The sequence below is a fragment of the Porphyromonas sp. COT-239 OH1446 genome (genome assembly GCF_000768875.1).
In the GTDB taxonomy this organism is placed as follows: Bacteria; Bacteroidota; Bacteroidia; order Bacteroidales; family Porphyromonadaceae; genus Porphyromonas.
This window is the reverse complement of record NZ_JRAO01000009.1, coordinates 1-20,961: the sequence shown is the minus strand read 5'-3', so window position 1 is coordinate 20,961 and position 20,961 is coordinate 1. Positions and strand designations below refer to the sequence as shown.

Genomic DNA, 20,961 nt, shown 5'->3' with positions numbered 1-20,961 from the left:
ATCCTAAGACTATGTTCAAGCCCTATAGCCTCATCCTTGTGCTGCTCTTTGCCTGGAGCAGCCTCTTCCTGGGCAGCTGCACTGGCGGCTCAGAGGACAGCCACGCCGAGGCCACACAGACAGAAGAAGACAAAGAAGACGAACTCATCGCCATCACTGCCCAGCAAATGCGCAGCGTGGGGATCGAGCTTCGGGAGATCGAATACAAAGACCTCAGTGCCACCATACGGGCCAATGGCTCGATCCACGTCCCCAATAGCCACAAGGCCTATACCTCAGCCCTCTACGGAGGGCTAGTGCAGAGCCTCTCGGTGCACCCTGGCGATCGGGTACGCAAAGGGCAAGTCATTGCCCGACTGGCCAATCCCCAGTTCGTCCAACTGCAAGAGGAGTATCTAACGACACAGAGCCGAATCATCTATGCTAGAGAAGAACGCAAGAGGCAAGAGATGCTCGAAGCAGGAGCTGCAGGGGCGGCCAAAGATCTCCAGTCGGCCATCGCTGAGCTCGCTTCTCTAGAAGCACGACTGGCTTCGCTGAAACAACAGCTATACCTCATGGGTATTACCCCCGAAAGCATATCGACGAGCAACATCCGCCCCTATCTTGACATCATCAGTCCACTCTCAGGTGTGGTCAGCAAGGTGATGGGTAAGATCGGGGCGTATGTGGATGCCTCCACACCACTGGCCGAGATCATCGACAACTCGGGGATGCACCTAGAGATCAACATCTACGAGCAGGATCTAGCCAAGATCAAGCCAGGGCAAATTATCCACTTCCGCCTAACGAATTGCCCCGACAAGGAATACGATGCCCGCGTCTACTCTCTGAGCAATACCTTCGAGCCCGACAGCCGCACGATCGCAGCCCATTGCGATCTCTTGGGCGATATCTCGGGCTTCATTGACGGGATGAATATCACGGGCATCGTGAGCCTGGGGCAAGTCTCCTCGCCCGCTCTGCCCGACGAGGCCATCATCCACACCTCGGGACGGGATGTGATCTACGTTCTAGCCCCTACCCCCGAGCATGAGCATGAGGAGGGCGAGGGACATGACCCCGAGAGCGAACCCATCTACTTCCGCCCCGTCGAGGTCGTCCGTGGAGCGTCGCAGATGGGCTACACGGCCCTACAGCTGCTCGAGGAGCTGCCACAGGGGACGAAGGTAGCCTGCCGAGGAGCTTTCTTCGTCCATGCGAAGAAGGATAAGTCCAGCGAGCACGCCCATGCCCACTAAAATCCGAGTATAGGGGGCGAGGGGGGCCGAGCCCTCCGAGAGAGCCCCTATGCGCCCAAGCAAAAGCCCTTTCGCCAGGCGAAGGGGCTTTTTGTTTGCGGAAAGCGATCGACTCGCCTGCGGACAAAATTGGATTTGCTTGCGAACAAAGATCGACCTGTTTGCGGAGGGAAATTCGCTTGCTTGCGGGCAAAAAATTGGACGAGTGAGCAAGCCCCCGAAGAGCCTTGCGCAGAGACAAAAATTTCTGTGCGCAAGGAAATATTTTTTCGTGCGCACGAAAATAAATTTTCTTCCGCAAGAAAAAATATTTTCTTCCGCAAGAAAATTTGGCCCTCTCCGCCCCCCTCCTCAACACACTATATACCAGCACTTAACGAAAAGCCTCCCAAGAGGTGGCCCGAGGGCCTATCTCTTGGGAGGCTTTCATGCCCCCGAGGGGCTCGGCAAGGCCTATTGCTGGGCGGCCTTAGCCATGCGCTTGCGCTCGTTCTCGTCGAGCAATATCTTGCGCATGCGCATCGAACCAGGGGTTACCTCTACATATTCGTCGATGCGGATGTACTCGAGGGCGTCTTCGAGGCTGAAGGCCACGGGTGGGGCAAGAGAGACCTTGTCGTCGCTGCCCGAGGCGCGCATATTGGTGAGCTTCTTGCTCTTGCAGACATTGACCGAGAGGTCGCCCTCCTTCGTATGCTCACCGATGACTTGGCCCGCATAGACCTCCTCCTGCGGAGAGATGAAGAAGCGGCCTCGGCTCTGCAGATTGTTCAGCGCATAGGCATAGGCTGTGCCGGTCTCCAGGGCGATGATTGAGCCGTTGTTGCGGCGGTCAATCTCCCCCTTCCAGGGCTGAAACTCGAGGAAGCGATGCGCCATCACGGCTTCGCCCGCTGAGGCAGTCAGCACGGCATTGTTCAGCCCGATGATCCCTCGAGAGGGGATGACAAACTCGAGGAAGGTGCGTTCATCCTTCGTCTCCATCATCGTCATCTCGCCCTTGCGCCGAGTAACGAGGTCGATGATGCGGCTAGCACTCTCGGCAGGCAGATTGACCGTTAGCTGCTCGACGGGCTCATGCTTCGCCCCGTCAATCTCTCGGATGATTACCTGTGGCTGCCCCACCTGTAGCTCGTAGCCCTCACGGCGCATCGTCTCGATCAGCACCGAGAGGTGCAGCACGCCACGGCCATAGACCAGCCAGCTGTCGGCACTCTCGGCGGGCTCGACACGCAGGGCGAGGTTCTTGTCCAGCTCCTTCATCAGTCGGTCGTGGATGTGGCGAGAGGTTACGAACTTACCCTCCTTGCCGTAGAAGGGGGAGTTGTTGATCGTAAAGAGCATGCTCATGGTGGGTTCATCAACAGCAATCGGATCAAGAGCCTCGGGCGTGGCAGCATCCGCAACCGTCTCGCCAATCTCAAAGCCCTCGATGCCTACCAGGGCGCAAATATCCCCCGAAGAGACCGCCTCGACCCGAGAGCGGCCAAGGCCTTCAAAGATATTGAGCTCCTTGATGCGCATCTTCGCCACCGAGCCATCTCGCTTGCACAGAGCGACCTCTTGCCCTTCTCTGAAAGTGCCTCGATGCACTCGCCCCACAGCGATACGTCCTACGTACGAGGAGTAGTCCAGCGAGGTGATGAGCATCTGTGCGGGGCCCTCAAGACGACGAGGGGCGGGGATCTCAGCTAGGATCGTGTCTAGGAGCGTAGAGATGTCCTGCGTAGGCTCTTTGTAGTCCTTGCTCATCCAGCCTTGCTTGGCCGAGCCGAAGATCGTCTCGAAGTCGAGCTGGTCTTCGCTTGCCCCGAGGCTAAACATCAGGTCGAAGACCATGTCCTGCACCTCCTCGGGACGGCAATTGGGCTTGTCCACCTTATTGATCACAACGATGGGCTTGAGGCCCATCTCGATGGCCTTCTGCAGGACGAAGCGCGTCTGAGGCATAGGCCCTTCGAAGGCATCCACAAGCAGCAGACAGCCATCCGCCAAGTTCAGGACTCGCTCCACCTCTCCGCCGAAGTCTGCGTGCCCAGGAGTATCGATGATATTGATCTTAACATCTTTGTAGCGAATACTCACATTCTTCGACAGGATCGTGATCCCACGCTCTCGCTCGAGGTCATTATTGTCGAGGAAGGTATCCACTTCGGCAGCTTTATCATCCCTGAATAGCTTACCGGCCAGCATCATCTTGTCCACGAGGGTCGTCTTACCGTGGTCTACGTGGGCGATGATAGCAATGTTTCTAATATCTTGCATATTCATTGTCTAATTGAGGGAGGCAAAGGTACACAAATCACCGCAGAGGGAGTGTATCTCCGAAGCCATTCCCCTCGAACCCCTTACCCCCGCCGAGCCTTGCTGATGATGATGCTGAAGTAGGGGAATTTGCGCTGCGAGATCTCTGCCACATCGCTCGAGCAGTACTCCCCCTCTTGCCCGACGAACTCGAGGTAATGCCACTGACGCTCTGGGTAGAGGGCCATAGCTCGCAAGATCTCCTCCTGGCAGAGCGAGCCCTTCATCACGACAATTGTGTGCTTGCCCTGCCAAGCCTCAGCCCATTCCTCGGCTGAAGCCTCTCCAGGGATCACCCTGAGCTGCTCCTCCAGCTGCACCAGCTGCCCTCCAACGAGGGCATTGCTGGCAATGAAGGCAGGCACACCAGCCAATTGGCGGATCTGAAGCCCAGCCTCCAACAGGTGATCGCCAATATAGGCCGAAGAGGAATAGAAGCCACTATCGCCCTCGGCTACGACAGCAATACGCTCCGTAGAGCCCTCTCGAGAGAGGCGGATAATCTCATCGGCAACCATGCGATAGGCCGCCTGAGCCCCATCCCTCTGCTTACTCATCGGCAGGTCATAGCTCTGCAGTTGCTCGGGACGAATGCCGAGGCTGAGCATAATCTCTGAAGCCTTGGACGAACGCCGCCCCGACGGGGCAAGGGGCACTGGAGTGTAAATGCGATCGCAACGCTCCAGGAGGCGTAGAGCCTGTAGGGTAATCAGCTCGGGATCTCCTGGGCCGAGCGAAACGAAGTATATAGGTTCTCTCATCATGTATCTGTAATCGAATGGATAGGAATAACGTATCTGCCCCTCATCGTCAATGAGCAGGACGGTCAGCTCACTCTCGGGGACGAGCCTCTGGCTGACCTCGAAGCAGGCTCGGGTGATGTGGCGCATGAATCGGCCAAGATCGTCAGCCGAGAGGTCGCTCCACAGCTCTCGAGCCAGAGTGATACGATCGATCAGCCCCTCTGCCTCGGCACTACAGCCAGAGGATCGGGCGACCTCGTGCAGGAAGGCTCGGTTCATCACCACCTTCTTACTATGCGTATCCATATTGCCCTCGGCCAACTTGACAGCCTTGCCGAGCATGATGCCCATGATGATCTTGGGGACAGAGTGCTCGGCAAGCTTGGCCAGGGTCTCCCCGATGAAGTTACCATACTGGACGAAGGACTGCGGCGGCAGCTCCGAGAGGGCCGCCCTCAGATACCCCTCGCTCTTAGCCCCGCTATTGATCACAATCGTGTCCGCCCCGAGCGATAGGGCAACGCTTGTCTGTCGAGCTATCGAGGCGACGAAGGCTTCACTTGAGAAGGGCTTGACCACCCCCGACGTACCAATGACAGAGATGCCGCCCAGGATACCCAGGCGAGGGTTGAAGGTCTTCTTGGCAAGAGCCTCCCCCTCGGGGATGCTGATCATGATGTCTACCCCACCCTCGGGATAGAGCCTGCGCACCTCGCTGGTCATCATCTGCCTAGGGGTGGCATTGATCGCAGGCTCGCCTATCGGGATGCCCAGGCCTGGGAGCGTTACCACCCCCACCCCTGGGCCCTGGACGAAGCGCACCTCTCGATGCTCGTCGCTGAGCCAAACCTCGGAGCAGATCTCTGCCCCATGGGTAACGTCGGGATCATCGCCCGAATACTTGAGGGCTCGAGCTCGATAGCCTCGTGGAGTTGCCTCGAGGCCCTCTATAGGCAGGCGTACAGGTTCGCCGCTGGGGAGGAAGATCTCGGCCTCTGTGGCCTCCTGATCGCCCAGGAGAAGGGCCCTCAGGGCGGCCACCGTAGCAGCTGTAGCCGTCGAGCCTGTTGTGAAGCCCGTCTTGAGGGGGAAGAACTCGGGGACAAGCCCTTCGACGGCCTTGCGCAAGCCCACTGGGCCGTAGACTGTCTGATAATGCTCGGGCAACGGAGGGCGAGTAATCATATAGACCGGCACGCCAGCCTCGAGGGCTGGGGCGACCTTCTCGTCGAAGAAGCCGCTCTCGCCGCTCTCCTTCGTTGCCACAGCATCGGGCTGGATCTCGTCGAAGAGCAGCTGATCCTCCCCTTCGGCGAAGTAGCGAATGTGGGAGGCGGGGAAGCCCGCGGCCTCGGCCTTCTCCCTCGAGTCGTCTCGATCGAGGATGCGAAAGAAAGTCTCCCTCTGGCTCCAGAAGGCCTTCAGGTGTGTGATCGTATTGACCCCTGTCAGGGCGAGCAGACGGCGAGCAGGTTGAGCGAGCAGTCGCTCGGCCATCTCGGCATAGCTCTGGCACGAGATAATCCGCTCGTCCAGGGCGGGGTAGCGACGCTCATACCGCACGACAGGCACACCCAGGGCTAGGGTTACCTCGCCGATCGTACGGTGTAGCTCGGCAGCGAAGGGATGAGCCGCATCGACGACGAGGTGGATCTCCTGCTCCTGAATGAAGGCTTGCATCATCTCTCGGGTCATTGCCCCCATGAGGCGATGCCCATGCACGAGGTCAATCTCTTGGGCATCCCCCTTGGTCGAGTAATAGAAGTCCCGCCCCGACTGCTCGAGCACGGAGCAAACCGCACGTCCCTCTGTCGTACCTCCGAAGACTAGAATCATCGACGGAAAAGGTGTTTGAACTCATCGGCATAGAGCCTGGAGAGTCCCTTACGATTGTCAATAGCCTCCCCGACGACGATCATCGTCGTAAGGGTGAGGTTATTACTCTTGACCAAATGGGCCAGCTCGTGCAGCTCGCCTCTATAGATGCGCTCATCGGGCCAGGTGAGGTGATAGCAGGCAGCCACTGGCGTCGTGGGCGGATAATGCTCGAGGAGCTGTGCCTGCACGTCGTCTACGATGCCAGCTGAGAGGAAGATACACATCGTGCTCTGAGAGCGGGCCAACATGTGCAGCTTCTCCTTGTCGGGCATGGGGGTGCGCCCCTCGCCTCGGGTGAGGATGATGGTTTGGGTCTTTTCGGGTATAGTAAACTGAGATCTCAAAGCCGCCGCAGCTGCCTGAAAAGAAGAGATCCCAGGGGTGATATGGTAGCTCATCTCATACTCGTCGAAGAAGGCCATCTGCTCTTGGATAGCCCCATAGATACAGGGGTCGCCCGTATGCAGGCGAACGACCAGGAGGCCTCGGTCGTAGAAATCCTTCATCAAGGCAAACTGCTCCTCGAGATTCATCGAAGCGGAGCTACGGACTGTCGCCCCAGGCTTGGCACAGGTGGTCAAAGCCTTGGGCACGAGGCTACCAGCATAGAGGATCAGGTCGGCGATCTCGAGGAAGGCACGCCCTCGGATCGAGCAAAGCTCAGGGTCGCCAGGGCCTGCCCCAACGATCTCGATGTGTCCCCTGCGCTCGGCCTCTCGATCTATAGCCAAGGCGAAGGTGAAGTCATTGCCCTCATGCAGCATCCCCTTCTGCTTCTCAATGACAATGCTGCCCATACGGGCTACGAGCCTGGCCGAGCTCTCGGCCACACCATAGACCCCAGTTACCTCAAAGACCTTAGCCGAGGGGTTGGGGATCTCTACAGGAGCGAGATCTGCGGCTGTGTAGATGGTCGGGCTCTCGAGGTGCAGATAGTCCGCCATCTGATGCAGGAGGGGCTCATTCTTCTTGAGATCTATGGTCGCCAAGCGGCCAATAGCCTCTGGTAGGTAGCCCATGCGGCGGACTTCGGAGACGATATACTCGGGGATCTCTCGAGGGTCGCAAAGATAGCGGCAACCCATCCCGAGGGTCAGCACCCGAGGGCTGTACTGGATCGTGGGGCGAGAGCTCTCGAAGCGTCGGGGGCTGACCACGAGGATGAGCTCGTAGTCCTCAGGAAAGAAGTCCTCCCGACGGTAGAAGATCTCCACATGAGGGGCTCGGGTACGCTCGAGCTCAAAAGTGCCCCGATCCTTGACCTCGAGTAGGAGGGCAGTGCGAGCACCATTGGTATAGAGAGCGATGGGGCGATTGAGGCCATCTGTATTGGCCTCCTCATGCCAACCATATCGCCGCCCCAGTAGATCTAAAGCCCAAAGGCCGGTATTATCTGTTTGGGTGCTCACTACAGGCTCGGCCCCTAGGATGCGAGCCACCTCGAGAGTCAGCTCGTTAGCCCCACCGATATGGCCTGAGAGGACAGAGATGGCGAAGCGTGCCGTACTATCGACACAGATGACAGCAGGGTCGCAGTACTTGTGGCCGAGGTGAGGGGCAATGCTGCGCACGCAGATCCCCATAGCACCGACGAAGATGAAAGCATCGAAGTGAGTAAAGTGCTCGGCCAAAAAGCTCTTAATATCTGCGATCTCGAGGACACCCGAGGTCTGATGCGTCGAGTAGATCTCGACCGCCTGCCCCAGCTCGGGGCGGAGCGTCTGTGCGACCTCGATGCTCTGAGGCGAGACGGCTATGATAGCGATCCTATTCATGCAGGGAATAAATGTATATGTCCTAATTGTTCGGTGGGAGGGCCTCCTGGGACAGGCCGAGGGTGCCTTTCTTAGGTAACAAAGGTAGGGCCTGTATAGTTACGAGCGGATAAGGGCTGAGAGGCAATGCCTAGATAGCGGAAGGGGTGCGGCGAGACCATTGTCTCGTCGCACCCCCTAGCGAACATGAGGATAGCTCTCGATCGAGAGAGATGATTAGGCTTCGACTGCCTGCATCAGCGCACCGAACTCCTCGGGGCTTACGCTCTTCTCCTCGAGGGTTACGAGGGTCTTGGCGATCTCGGCAAACTTGTTGTCCATCACACGGGCAGCGATGTTGCGGCGAGTATCTTCCTTCTCGAGCATACTCTTAGCATACTGGGCCAGAATGGCATCGGGCACAGAGCTCATACCATACTGGGCGAACTGGCTCTTAGCCACCACGAGGGCGAAGGCCTGTAGGTCTGCATCGGTAACCTGCACCTGGTGCTCGGCCAGCAGATCGTCCTTAACGAGCTGATAGACGAGGCCCTGGATCATCTGAGGGTACTCGCGCTCGATCTCCTCGTCGGTGAGCTTGCCTTCCTTGCTAACCTTGAGCCAACGCTTGAGCAGATCGTCAGCTAGCTCTACAGAGCCAGCCTTCTCCTCGATCTTCTGACGCAAATCTAGGAGGAACTTGTAGTCGCTCTCGGGGTCGAACTGCTCGCGGAAGCCAGCACGTACCTGGGTACGAAGAGACTCCTCGTCCTTAATCTCACTCTCCTGACCAAAGGCATTGACGAAGAACTCTTCATTCAGTTCAGCAGGCACATGGCGGCTGATAGAGGTGATCTCGAAGCTGAAGCTCTTGTCCTTGTACTGCTCGACCTCTGTCTTGTCTATATGAAGGAAAGAGGCCAACTCGTGCTCGTTGCCCTCATAGGCTGCATAGGGGTCGAAAACAACTGTCGTCGCCTTGGCCGCTCCAACGAACTTGGCCTTCTGCTCCTCGCTCTTGATATAGGAAGGCAAGAGCATAGCATTCTCGACACGAACACCCTCTTGCTTAGTGGCATCACCTTCGAGCTCGGTGAGAATCCCCTTGACGAGATCCTTCTCTTCGATGATCTCCGCCTCGATCTGCTGGCCATGACTATTGAGCATCTGCTCAATGTGCTGAGAGATCATCTCATCGGTAGCCTCGATGCGGTAATAGGGGATCTTATCGCTTTTGGTGAGCTTGACCTCTACCTTGGGGGCAAGAGCGATGTCGAAGGAGAAGACAAAGTCCTCACCCTTCTCCAGATCCTGCTCAGGTGCGTCCAAAGCGGGCAGAGGCTCGCCTAGGACATTGAGTTTATTAGTGTTGATATAATCATAGAGCTCTCGGCCTACGAAGCGATTAATCTCTTCGATCTTGATTCCTAGACCAAATTTCTTTTGGATCATCCCCATGGGAGCGTGCCCACGGCGGAAGCCTGGGATGTCCGCACGCTGGCGATAGTTTTTGAGAGCCTTGTCGACCTCGGGTTGGTAATCAGCCTTAGTTACTGGGATAGTAATCACAGCAGCGGCATTGTTCTTGGTGTACTGAATGGATACAGCCATTTGTGATAGTCGTTATTATTTCGTTAGACCAATTGAATTATCTCTCGTTGCTTAGTTCAGTGCTACATACAGAGCAGAGCGACCGCAAAATTAGTCCAAATCGTAGACTTGTACAACTGAGCTCCTCTCGAGCGAATAAGCACAGCGAGCAGGGCAGATCTTGATCTGCCCTGCCCGCTGTGCTACGGCACAAGCCGAAGACTACTAAATCCTTCAGTTTAGAAGCTGAAGAAGTAGGTAATCATGTCATAGACCCCCTTAGCTCCAGCATACTGCTCAGCCTCCTCGGGGGCTAGGGTGCGCTGCTTCGTCGAGCTCATCAGATAACGACCCGACCAGATGGGGGTGAAACTGAGTTGCCCCTCTGGATAGCGATAATAATTCTTCGCCCAACCATTATCTCCTTGGATGGTTACCTTGAGCCCCTTGTACGAGCCACTGTTTACTACCACCGGGAAGTGCGTCTGACTCCCAACAGCAAATCTAGGCTCTACAGGAGGCAAGAAGGTAATCCCCTGACCGAAGGGGCTCTTGCGCTGAGCCTCGGTAACAGCCTCCGAAGGTTGACCGACATAGACCCAGGCAAGCGACTGATAGCGCAGCTGTGAGCCTCTCCAAAGCTCGGGGACTACGATCGAATAATGAATGCGATACCAACCCTGCTGCTGTGGGTGAAAGGTCGCCACATAGCAACTGTCCATTGCATGGGCTCTGAGGTCGATAAGCTCACCCGAGGGGGTAAGCACCTGCCAGGTGCCCTCATGCATTCCTTTGAGCCAACCTTTAATTGGAGTGCGGTCGGCCATGCTAAACTCCCCGAAGTAGAGCGATACCTGGTGGGCTCGACCGATAGCACCTCGTGTAGAGGTCTCGAGCCACATCGTGTGCGCCTCGGCAAGCCCCGTCATGAGGATCAAGCAGAGGGAGAGGGAGAGTAGTCTCAGAAGTTTCGTAATGTTCATTGTCATTGGTTTTGTGGTTATTGAGTTAGAGTTGTAATCTAGGAGCAAAAGAGCCCTATGCTTAGCAGCATCAGAGATCGAGAGGTAGGCAGCCTATCAACAGCTCCACAGAGCATCTCTATTCAGATGTCGGGTAGACAAATTGGTGACGGAGCTCACTCTTTGGCAACAAAGTTCGCCAAACTTGACTCCATATACAATAGCATAGATTAGGTAAAAACAGACCCTAACATCACCTTTCATATCGAGGCAACGTTGTGGATAGGAACATCAAGGCAAATACCACAGAGCCGATCCCTAACCATAGCTCCCGTCAAGTGCCTCGGTCTCGACAGGAAACGCAAGTGCCACAAGTGCGGCAAAGACAGGCATCGCATCTATAGCTAGAGAAAATCGGGAAAGGAGAAAATACTATCTCTGCGAAAACATTATATTGACTTCACCAGTTATAAAGTCAGTGCGATTGGATAGAGCACACAAAAAACTTTATAACTCATTATGAATAAAAACTTAACCGCCCTCATCCTTGGGATAGGGCTACTGAGCCTGAGCTCATGCTCTGGCAACAAGAAGGAAACGACTGCTACACAGGAGCAGCAACCCGTGTCTACGTCCTCAAACAGCAGGACTTCTCCCATAGACCTTGAGGGTTCGACCCTCCTATGGAAGGGATTCAAGCCTGCAGGCGAGCATTATGGATCAATCGCATTGAGCGACGGACAGATCGAGCTGCACGAGGACAAGCTCGTCTCGGGCTTCGTCGAGGTAGATATGGGAAGTATCAAGGTTACCGATCTGGAGGGTGAGATGGCAGAGAAGCTCAAGGCACACCTCGAGGGTGAAGACTTCTTCGATGTAACGCAGCATCCAAAGGCTCGCTTCGAACTCACAGATCTGCCCGAGGAGGGGCTTCCTCTGCTGGGTCTCACTGAGATCAAAGGAAATCTCACACTCAAGGGTATTGTCAAGAATATCAGCATCCCTATCGAAGACGTCCTAATGGATCAATCTACTCAAAAGTATCAGATCCGTAGCAAGAAGTTTTTGATCGATCGCTCGGAGTGGAATGTACGCTATGGCTCGAAGAAGTTCTTCGACAACCTTGCCGATAAGTTTATCAACGACGAGATCGAGCTGCAGTTCGTCCTCAGCACCCGTTAGAGTTTCAAAGACAGGAGAGTAGAGGTTCAACTCTAACTCTCTCAAAAGAAGGCCTCGCCCCCTCGTCTGGGATATACCCTACGAGGGGGCTAGCTATATCTCCCAGAGACCTCTAGCCTAGGGTTATAGCTCACCCCAGGCTTCCCCCTCCCAATAGTTTTAGGGAGCGGCTATCTAGATTGCGGATGTGTCCCCGTCTATATCCCCATACAAGACTCTATTTGGATCTCGATCGAGACTCAAATAGGAACTCAATCGAGGTATAGATAGGAGCTCACTCGAACTCCTACTTAAGCCTCTACAGCGATCCTATCGAAACCTCTGAGGACATCAAGCAGCCTCCCCACCCGAGGCCCTACACCCTCCCCTGATAGCCTCCCCTATCGAGGGATAGGCAACCCAAAGCCCCCGACAAGTGTTGTATCATTACAAATAGACGAGTCGCTCCCTAGTCGGCACTTCCTCTAGGGGGGGGGCAGCTCGCCGCAACTATAGGGCTGTGAGGTTACTCGCAAGCCCTCCCTCTGCTCTATGACGCATCAGAAACGACTTCGCCCTCTGCCCCTCATCGGGCAAGGTATAGATCTACTCATACTGCCAGTAGCACTCCTCGTGCTACTGCTGCCCCTCACACCCGAGCTACAGATAGTTGTGCTCGTCTTGCTGCTCCTCTCGAGCATTCTATCCATTACACCACGACGCTATTGGTGGATCGTCTTCTTCATTTTCGCACCTACCCTGGGGCTAGGTATATGGTCTGCCCCTACCCTCTCGACCCTCTCGGCTCAGCTCCTAGGCCTAGGATTGTATCTCATCGTACGGCTTACGAACTTCGCCCTCATGACACGCCTAGGCGACCTCTCACCCGAGATCGAGGGCGAGAGCTGCTGCGGGACGCGACGCCTCAGAGCTTTGCTCGCCGAGCATAGACGCTTCCGACGGATCATCTTCCGCTACTTCTGTATCGTCTCGGGCATAGGTTGGTCTCTTGTAGCCTTGCTCGAGAGCAGTCCGCTGCTCGAGGTGCTACTCTCGTGGTTCATACCCCTCTTCATGCTGCCCATGTACACCCTTGAGGGCACACATCTTCGGTGGATGGAGCGCAGGCTTAGGGCCGAGCGATGGCTCACCATCCTGGACGATCACAATCGCCCCATCGGTCGCATTGCTCAGACGCAGTTTGCCTCGGCACAGGGGCGACTCTCTGTCGTGCGCCTCGTAGCCGTCAGCCATGGGATGGTCTACCTCGAGCGTACGGCTGGGTTGTGCTCGGGCGAGGAGCGTTATGACACCCCCTTCGTCGATTGGGTCTGCGAGGACTACCGTCCGCAGGAGATCGCCCAGAGACTCATAGACGAGCGATTCTGTGGTGTACGCCGCGCTCGCCCACACCTATCGCTACAGTACCATGCCGAGGAGGGAGGCATGCGCCTCGTAGTCTATCTCTACACTGTCCAGATCCCCGAGCCCGACCTGCTGCTCATCGACTGTAGGCCGATCAGAGGCAAGTGGTGGAGCTTCAACCTCTTGTTCTCAGAGCTAGGCAAGTCGGACTTCTCGCCTCTACTCTCGTGCGACATTCCTTACCTCGAGCAGACCATGCTACTGGCCGAGCGGCTCAAGCAGGAGGCTTCTCCTCTGAGTTGCTCCTAGCGAGGTTGTCAAGAAGTATACAAATCCGAAGCAAAAAATCCTGCCTAAGAAGCAATATTATCTCAAGCACACATATAGAAACACCAAAACTGCACACAAGAGCACACACAAACGCAACAAAACCCCAACCAAGCAGATATACTCTCATAACAAAGAGCTATATTTGTGCAGCTAAATTCATTATTTACCAATCAACAATCAGTATGAGACTACGAGCAAGATTTGTGTCATCGCTCCTCTCTTTGGCCCTCGTGGGGATTACACTGCTATCAGCTTCGGCCTACGCCCAGCAGATGCCCAAGCTCCCCATTGATAGTGCTGTGCGCATCGGGAAGCTAGAGAATGGACTGACCTATTTCATCCGTCACAATGCCCTACCAGAGGGTAAGGCCGAGTTCTACATCGCTCAGCGTGTCGGTTCAATGCAGGAGGAAGACTCCCAAAGCGGGCTAGCCCACTTCCTCGAACACATTGCTTTTAATGGGACGAAAAACTTCCCAGGTAAGGGGATCATCAATTACCTCGAGACGATCGGAGTGAAATTCGGGGAGAATATCAATGCCTACACCGCTTTCGACAAGACTGTGTATACGCTGATGAATGTCCCCGTGGCTCGTAAAGCCACCATTGACTCCTGCCTACTAATCCTGCACGACTGGAGCTGCGCCATCTCCCTCGAAGATAAGGAGATTGATGCCGAGCGTGGTGTAATCCAAGAAGAATGGCGTTCGCGCAACAATGCCAGACAACGTATCGGAGAGAGCCTCATCCGTCAAGCCTACCCCAATAGCCGCTATGGCGAACGTATGCCCATCGGACGTATGGAGGTCGTACGCAACTTCAAGTATCAAGAGCTCAGAGACTACTACAAGAAATGGTATCGACCAGATCTACAGGCTATTATCGTGGTCGGAGATATCAATGTGGACGAGGTAGAGGCTTCACTCAAGCGCATCTTCGCCGACATTCCTAAGCCTGTAAACCCTGCCGTGCGTGAATACCTTGAGGTAGCCGACAACCAAGAGCCCATCATAGCCATGGGGACAGACCCCGAGGCTACGAGCACGAATATCTCCATTCTCTTCAAGTCCGACGCTACGCCCAGGGAGATGAAGGAGACCAACTTCGCCATCGTGGAGAACTACCTCAAGTATGTCATCGCACACATGCTCGATCGTCGCTTCTCTCAGATTACGAAGAAACCCAATGCACCCTTCCTCTCCGGAGGAGCATCTTTCGGAGACTTCCTCGTGTCCCCCACAGAGCAGGCGATCTCCTTCGACATCGAAGTCAAGGAGGGCCAGTACAAGCGTGGTCTCGACGCCCTCGTGGCCGAGATCGAGCGTGCACGTCAGCACGGCTTCACCCAGAGCGAGTACAAGCATGCGAGCAAGGAGTATGTCTCCATCCTCAAGGCTCGCAATGCCGAGCGAGACAAGCGTAAGAACGGAACCTATGCCAACATCTACGCTGACTACTTCTGCGACGGAGGCAACCTGGCAACTCCCGAGACCTGGTACACCTTGGGCTCACAGATCGCGAATGCTCTGCCCCTGGAGGCTGTCAATGCGACCTTCCAGCAGATCATCACCGACAACAACAACGTGATCCTCTTCTCTGCCCCTGAGAAGGAAGGGCTCAAGTACCCCACAAAGGCCGAGTTCGCAGCCCAGTACCTAGAGGCACGCAAGCAGCCAGTAGAGCCCTACAAGGAGCAGATCAGTAGCGAGAAGCTCATGGATAAGCTGCCCACCAAGGGCAAGATCGTCAAAGAAGCGAAGAACGGCAAGTTTGGCACGACCATCTGGACACTCAGCAACGGCACAGAGGTCATCATCAAGCCTACAGACTTCAAGGCTGACCAGATCAGCCTATCAGCTGTACGCCCTGGTGGTCTATACGCTCTGAATGTAAACAAAGACAACAAGACGCTCCGTCTACTCAACCCGCTGGCCAACCTCGGTGGTGTTGGAGCATTCGACGTGAATGCCCTTGATCGTGTGCTCTCGGGCCGTGTAGCCAGTGCCAGCACCGGCATTGGATCGACAGAGGAATATGCTAGCGGCAGCAGTAACCAAGAAGACTTGGAGACAATGCTACAGCTACTCTACCTCCACTTCACAGCTAAGCGCAAGGATGTAGAGGCCTACGAAGCATTCAAGGAGCGTACCATCAGTGAAATCAAGGCCGCTGAAGCTAACCCTCTCTCAACCATTGGTGATACCATCAGCATTGCTCTGACTCCTAAGAACCCCTTCGGTGGATCACTTAAGGAGAAGGACTTTGAACAGGTCTCTTACGATCGTGCTCTCGAGCTTTACAAGCAACGCTTCTCTAATGTCCGTGGCTTCAAGTTCTTCATCGTAGGTAACGTAGACCTCGAGAAGCTTCGTCCACTCGTAGAGCAGTACATCGCCTCTCTGCCCTCAACCAAGAAGGTAGAGAAGTCCACCGAGCACCTCCTGCCTAAGTCTCGTCGCGGAAGCTATATGAACCACTACACGAAACCACTACAGACACCTATGGGTCTCGTGGTGAACTTCTTGGTCGCAGACATGAAGCATGACCTCAAGAATTCGATAACGGTCGATATGCTCGGTCAGATCCTCGACATCGTCTACACGGCCTCGATCAGAGAAGAGGAGGGGGGCACCTATGGTGTCAGCACCTCTGGCTCTATAACCCTGGCTCCAGAGCAGCGTGCACAGCTACGCATCATCTTCCAAACAGACCCCATCAAGGCCAAGCACCTCAACAGTCTTATCTTCAAGGAGCTTGAGGATATTGCCAAGAATGGCGTCAAGCGTGAGCACTTCGACAAGGTGATCAGCAGTGCCAAGGAGTCTCAGAAGACCCATCTCAAGGAGAATAGTTATTGGATGAATGTACTGCGTACCTACTTCTACAGAAATATGGATACGCTCACAGACTTTGATGCGACCCTTGATGCGCTTACTCCCGAAGACATTCGTCTGGCAGCAGAGCAGCTCGTCAAGAGCAAGGATCGCATCGAGGTGATGCTCCTGCCTGAAGCTAGAGAGGAGAAGAAATAAGCTCTAAAGGCTTACTCCGCCTACAACAGACAGCCTGGGCGCGTGAGTTAGAGAGGATTATACCTCCTGACTCATGCGCCCAGGCTGCTGTCATAGAGGAGCATCGTTAAGATTTTTATTATCTTTGCCTCGTCAATGAGGCTAGAGCAAGCGGCTCTTCGACCCTTGACCTACTCTCCCGAAAGCCGGGAACCACAGCCAAGTGTGCCGCCTGCACAAGGCCCATACGAAGCTTTGGGAAGTTGAATCTAAATAATGATTTATGAAGCTAAAAGGAATTCTTTTCGGCTTAGTCGCAGGCCTTGTCCTACTCGTAGGCGCATCGGCCACCTCACCTATGGACCAATCTCATAGTGGTCTGGCAGTGGGCAACGTACTACCCGAAATGAAACCTCTACAAGAGCAACCGTATCAGCTCCTCCCCCAGTCGGGCCGCTATAGCCTAATCCACTTTTGGGCAGCTTACGATGGAGAGAGCCGTTCAGAGCACATTGCCTGGAGCAACCACTTTGCACATACGGTCAGCGACAAGATTGCCTACAGAGCCGTCTGCCTAGACCTCGACAAGGCTGTCTATGAACAGACGTTGCTGCTCGATGGGATTCCTACCAACCAAGCGGGGCAATGCTCCCCCAACCCTCAAGTCCGCCTCGAGATAATCGACCGCTATGCCCTCTCGGGTAGTATGCACAGCTATCTAGTCGATGAGAGAGGAGTGGTACTAAGTGTAGACCCAGCGTTAGAGGAACTCAAAAGATTCTATTTGCGCTAAATTATCGAAGCAATTATGCCTCCACCTCGGCCTTCGGGCACAGATAAGAGGCGATCCAATTATCTATTGAGGGTGTGCTCAGATCTTAGTATCTGGGCACACCCTCTTTCGTTTGGCCTAGGGGGGATAATCGTATCTTTGCCCCAAGATTATTCGACACTATTCATCACCGTATAGATATATATCCTGCATGAAACCTATAAGAACGAACCAGGCAGACGTGATCAACGGAGCACATGTGCTTCGCTTCGCTGATATAGAGATCCTTCGCTACGAAATCACTGGCTTCGAAGCCCTTCCTCTTGAGCGCAAGCTATTGGTCTATCACCTCAGCGAGGCAGCCCTCTCGGGGCGAGACATCATCTTTGACCAAAACGGAGTTTATAACCTGCGTCTAAGAAATCTGCTCGAGGGCATCTATCGTCATTATTCGGGGGATAGACAATCGGTAGACTTCCTCGCCCTCGAAGAGTACCTATATCGTCTATGGTTCTCCTCAGGCATCCATCACCACTATGGTTCGGAGAAGTTCGAGCCAGCCTTCAGTGAAAGCTTTCTGCGTAGGGCAATCGCTGAGATACAGATCGGGTCTGCAGAGCTGTTGGAGTTCACCTCGGTAGAGCTAGATGAGCTTAGCAGGGTGATCTTCTGTCCTGAACTAGAAGCTCGTCGGACACAACAGTCGGGCCAGGAGGATCTCCTGCTCGCCTCATCGGTCAACTTCTACGCTCCAGGGATCTCACAGCAGGAGGCAGAGGAGTACTACGAGGCGCAAGAGAGAGGAGCAGATGAGCCCGAAAGCCCTGCCTCCTATGGGCTCAATAGCCGCCTAGCTCGCACGAATGATGGCCGCCTGTACGAGGAGACCTATCGCATTGGGGGACTGTATGGAGCAGCCCTGGAGCGCATCTCTACCCACCTCAAGGCGGCTCTCGCCTACACCGACACCCCCGAGCAGCGAGAGGCCATACTTGCCCTCCTGGAGTACTATAAGACGGGCGACCTCGGGGCCTACAATCGCTTCTGTATCCTATGGGTACAGGACACGTCGGTAGAGGTGGATTTCATCAATGGCTTCACCGAGACATACAGCGACCCGATCGGTCTCAAGGGTTCATGGGAGGGTCTCGTGCACCTGCGTCATAGGCAAGCCTCGGAGCGCAGCGAACGAATGTGCCGTGAGGCTGGATGGTTCGAGAGAAATGCCCCCATAGACGAACGCTTCAAAAAGCCTGAGCCCAAAGGTGTATCAGCCTCAGTTGTTACGGTTGCGATGCTAGCAGGCGACTCATACCCTGCTACCCCTATTGGTATCAATCTACCGAATGCAGACTGGATACGAGCACGCTATGGTTCGAAGTCCGTTACCATAGACAACATCCACCGAGCCTACCACTATGCCTCGAAGCATAGCGGGATGGATGAGCTCTTCGTCCCCGATGTCTCCGTACGGGCGATGCTTGAGCGATATGAGGAGTACACCGAGCAGCTGCACACTGACTTGCATGAGTGTCTCGGGCATGGATCAGGACAGCTATTACCAGGGGTATCACCCGATGCTCTCGGGGCCTATGGCTCGACGATCGAGGAGGCACGAGCAGACCTATTCGCCCTCTACTATATCGCCGATGCGAAGATGGTCGAGCTGGGACTCCTACCCGACCGAGAGGCTTACAAGGCCTGCTACTACCGCTATCTACTCAACGGATTGGTAACGCAGCTCGTACGCATCCGCCCTGGGCACGAGCTTGAGGAGGCACATATGCGCAATAGGGCTCTGATCGCCTACTATGTCCTGGCCCGAGCAGCGGAGAATAAGCACATCGAGCTCAGAGGCATCGAGCTGATCATCCATGACTATGAAGAGGTTCGTCGCTCGATCGCTTCACTACTGGGCGAAGTGCAGCGCATCAAGAGCGAGGGCGACTACGAGGCCGCCCGCTCGCTGGTCGAGGGCTATGGTATCAAAGTCATGCCACACATCCACGAGGAGGTACTCAGACGCTATGCCACACTCGATCTAGCTCCTTACAGAGGCTTTGTCAATCCACGCCTAGAATTGATCTTCGAGGATGGTGGCATCGTGGACGTTGTGGCTGACTACCGAGAGGGCTATGCCGAGCAAATGCTCCGCTATAGTCAGGAGTACGGCACTCTAGGGCTGAACCCCACAGAGCTTCAGGGTATGGCGCAGAGCGAACCGACGGCCGAGACCCTCGAGCTGGCTAAGCGACTCAGAGGACGACTGCGAGAGGGGATGGATGGGGTCGTCTCGAGCTCGATGCGGGACAAAGGTCTGCACTATGGGATCAACTTTGGCCTGACCCAGGAGCACCTCCAACGCCTGGCCTCGAGTCTGCCCAAGGATCTAGACCTGGCAACTTATCTCATGAGTCGAGATGTGCGTGAGCTCAAGCTCATCGCTCAGATCATCATGCCCGAGGAGGCGATGACCTTCGAGCGGGCAAGCTATCTCGCCTCCGTCTCCTTCTCCAAGGCTGAGCTGAGGGATTGCCTGGCCAAGAGCCTCTTCGACCGCTGCCCTGCTGCTCCTCAGTGGGCAATGGCATGGATCTTCAAGACCTCGGATGGGGGGCTCTACAGCGACCTCGTCCCTCTAGGTTACATCATACTGGCTCGACATCTGACCCGTGGCTATCACATCGAGCACAAGAGCTGGCGCACGAGACTGATGCGCTCAGCTCTCGAGAGCCTCAGAGGTCGAGACGAGGACGAAGGTCTCAGTGCAGAGCGGGAGGCAGCTCTGCTGCTCCTGCGTCGCTGGGCCACTCGAGACTCAGAGGCTCGAGCCGAGACGCTCGAGGCCCTGGAGCGAGAGGGCTGGCAGAGGTCTCAAGATGCAGTCCTCCGAGAGATCGCCGAGGTGCTCCTCTTCGACCTTGAGCAATAGATTATTCTCTAGAGATTGTCGTGTACTGAAAAAAGTTGACAGTGGGTGGAGCCCAATTCCTATTGATTATGCCCGCAGCATCTAGCGATTTTGAACGCCTTGCGATCATCGAGGAGTACCTGAGTGGTCCACAGAGCAAACACGCCATCGAGAACAAGTACAACATTTCCCATGGTGTACTTCTCGATTGGATTCGTAAATTTGATCTTGAAGACAAACCTCATTCCTGTCCTATGAAATCGTCCCAGCCCCCCAAGAGCGATCTAACGCTCAGTGAGAGAGAAGAATTGCGCCAACTACGCAAGGAGAACCGTGTACTCAAAAGTCGCCTCAAGCGCGAGAGCTTGGGTCATGAAGCCTATAAGCTCTTGGTGGTATAAGCTCTTGGTGGATTTGGCCGAAGAGACCTACGGCATCGAGATCGTAAAAAACTCCGCAGCCAAGTAGTTCATCGTTTGTCAGATGCGGAGCATCAGCATCCTGTCGCTCCTCTCTGCGCACTGCTTGGCTTTAGCCGTCAGGCCTTCTACAAACGCCAATTCAACGCCTTTGCTGGTCATGAGGAAGATGTCCTCTGCACGAGCATTATCCTTTACTGTCAGTATCTTAGGCAGCAGGAGAACCTACCTTCCTCGGGCTTTCGAGAGCTTTTTGAGCTCTGTCGCTTAGAGCCAATGGTTTACTTCTACGCCAACGCCGCTTTCGCCCTAGGACGACGAACTCTCAGCATCGTTTTCATAAGTATGAAGACCTGCTGAATACCGAGCCCAAGCTCGTGCCTCAGAAGGCCGGCGAGCTGGTCGTGGCTGATATTACCTATATTTCTTACAAAGAAGGCTTTGCCTATCTTTCCCTACTTACCGATGCCTACAGTCGCTGCATTGTCGGGCATTGTTTGCACCCTACTCTAGAGGTGGA

Annotated in this window: 11 protein-coding genes and 2 pseudogenes; 7 read left to right on the top strand and 6 right to left on the bottom strand. The window is 55.1% G+C overall.

Annotated features, from left to right (window positions below; genetic code table 11):
• The first annotated feature begins 11 nt into the window (after positions 1–11).
• The gene (locus HQ37_RS01510) at positions 12–1,241 is read left to right on the top strand and encodes an efflux RND transporter periplasmic adaptor subunit (protein ID WP_036879551.1); all 1,230 of its coding nucleotides are present in this window, start codon (positions 12–14) and stop codon (positions 1,239–1,241) included.
• 453 nt (positions 1,242–1,694) lie between these two features.
• Here HQ37_RS01510 and typA read toward each other — a convergent pair whose 3' ends face one another.
• The 6 genes and pseudogenes from typA to HQ37_RS01485 form a co-directional block, all read right to left on the bottom strand.
• Entirely contained in the window at positions 1,695–3,506 is a 1,812-nt protein-coding gene (gene typA, locus HQ37_RS01505; protein WP_036879438.1) for a translational GTPase TypA, read from the bottom strand.
• An 83-nt stretch (positions 3,507–3,589) separates the two neighbouring features.
• Positions 3,590–4,306 (bottom strand): precorrin-2 C(20)-methyltransferase, encoded by a 717-nt coding sequence (locus HQ37_RS08435; protein ID WP_235264615.1) that lies wholly within the window; start codon positions 4,304–4,306, stop codon positions 3,590–3,592.
• A 27-nt stretch (positions 4,307–4,333) separates the two neighbouring features.
• Positions 4,334–6,124, bottom strand: a pseudogene (gene cbiD, locus HQ37_RS01500) (cobalt-precorrin-5B (C(1))-methyltransferase CbiD); the annotation flags it as partial.
• Entirely contained in the window at positions 6,121–7,941 is a 1,821-nt protein-coding gene (cobM, locus tag HQ37_RS01495; protein WP_036879435.1) for a precorrin-4 C(11)-methyltransferase, read from the bottom strand. The pseudogene cbiD and the gene cobM, both read right to left, overlap by 4 nt.
• 216 nt (positions 7,942–8,157) lie before the next feature.
• Positions 8,158–9,531, bottom strand: a complete 1,374-nt coding sequence (locus tag HQ37_RS01490; RefSeq protein WP_036879432.1) for a trigger factor — start codon at positions 9,529–9,531, stop codon at positions 8,158–8,160.
• A 218-nt stretch (positions 9,532–9,749) separates the two neighbouring features.
• Positions 9,750–10,493, bottom strand: a complete 744-nt coding sequence (locus HQ37_RS01485) for a hypothetical protein (RefSeq protein ID WP_036879428.1) — start codon at positions 10,491–10,493, stop codon at positions 9,750–9,752.
• Between the two features lie 498 nt (positions 10,494–10,991).
• Here HQ37_RS01485 and HQ37_RS01480 point away from each other — a divergent pair, with 498 nt between their 5' ends.
• The 6 genes and pseudogenes from HQ37_RS01480 to HQ37_RS08430 all read left to right on the top strand — a co-directional run.
• On the top strand, positions 10,992–11,654 hold the full coding sequence (locus HQ37_RS01480; protein WP_036879425.1) for a YceI family protein: 663 nt from the start codon (positions 10,992–10,994) through the stop codon (positions 11,652–11,654).
• A gap of 531 nt (positions 11,655–12,185) precedes the next feature.
• On the top strand, positions 12,186–13,307 hold the full coding sequence (locus HQ37_RS08020; protein ID WP_052080677.1) for a hypothetical protein: 1,122 nt from the start codon (positions 12,186–12,188) through the stop codon (positions 13,305–13,307).
• A gap of 203 nt (positions 13,308–13,510) precedes the next feature.
• Positions 13,511–16,360 (top strand): pitrilysin family protein, encoded by a 2,850-nt coding sequence (locus HQ37_RS01470; protein WP_036879422.1) that lies wholly within the window; start codon positions 13,511–13,513, stop codon positions 16,358–16,360.
• A gap of 262 nt (positions 16,361–16,622) precedes the next feature.
• Entirely contained in the window at positions 16,623–17,132 is a 510-nt protein-coding gene (locus tag HQ37_RS01465; protein WP_036879419.1) for a hypothetical protein, read from the top strand.
• Between the two features lie 190 nt (positions 17,133–17,322).
• Positions 17,323–20,043, top strand: coding sequence for a peptidase M49 (locus HQ37_RS01460; protein WP_052080675.1), 2,721 nt, complete (start codon positions 17,323–17,325; stop codon positions 20,041–20,043).
• A gap of 68 nt (positions 20,044–20,111) precedes the next feature.
• Positions 20,112–20,961 (top strand): annotated as a pseudogene (locus tag HQ37_RS08430) (IS3 family transposase); the annotation flags it as partial.

Bases quoted from the DNA above. Each gene is read 5' to 3' on its own strand.
- cobM (WP_036879435.1), bottom strand. From the start codon at position 7,941: ATGAATAGGATCGCTATCATAGCCGTCTCGCCTCAGAGCATCGAGGTC.
- HQ37_RS01485 (WP_036879428.1), bottom strand. From the start codon at position 10,493: ATGAACATTACGAAACTTCTGAGACTACTCTCCCTCTCCCTCTGCTTG.
- HQ37_RS01465 (WP_036879419.1), top strand. From the start codon at position 16,623: ATGAAGCTAAAAGGAATTCTTTTCGGCTTAGTCGCAGGCCTTGTCCTA.
- HQ37_RS01510 (WP_036879551.1), top strand. From the start codon at position 12: ATGTTCAAGCCCTATAGCCTCATCCTTGTGCTGCTCTTTGCCTGGAGC.
- HQ37_RS08435 (WP_235264615.1), bottom strand. From the start codon at position 4,306: ATGAGAGAACCTATATACTTCGTTTCGCTCGGCCCAGGAGATCCCGAG.
- HQ37_RS01490 (WP_036879432.1), bottom strand. From the start codon at position 9,531: ATGGCTGTATCCATTCAGTACACCAAGAACAATGCCGCTGCTGTGATT.
- HQ37_RS01460 (WP_052080675.1), top strand. From the start codon at position 17,323: ATGAAACCTATAAGAACGAACCAGGCAGACGTGATCAACGGAGCACAT.
- HQ37_RS01470 (WP_036879422.1), top strand. From the start codon at position 13,511: ATGAGACTACGAGCAAGATTTGTGTCATCGCTCCTCTCTTTGGCCCTC.
- HQ37_RS08020 (WP_052080677.1), top strand. From the start codon at position 12,186: ATGACGCATCAGAAACGACTTCGCCCTCTGCCCCTCATCGGGCAAGGT.
- typA (WP_036879438.1), bottom strand. From the start codon at position 3,506: ATGCAAGATATTAGAAACATTGCTATCATCGCCCACGTAGACCACGGT.
- HQ37_RS01480 (WP_036879425.1), top strand. From the start codon at position 10,992: ATGAATAAAAACTTAACCGCCCTCATCCTTGGGATAGGGCTACTGAGC.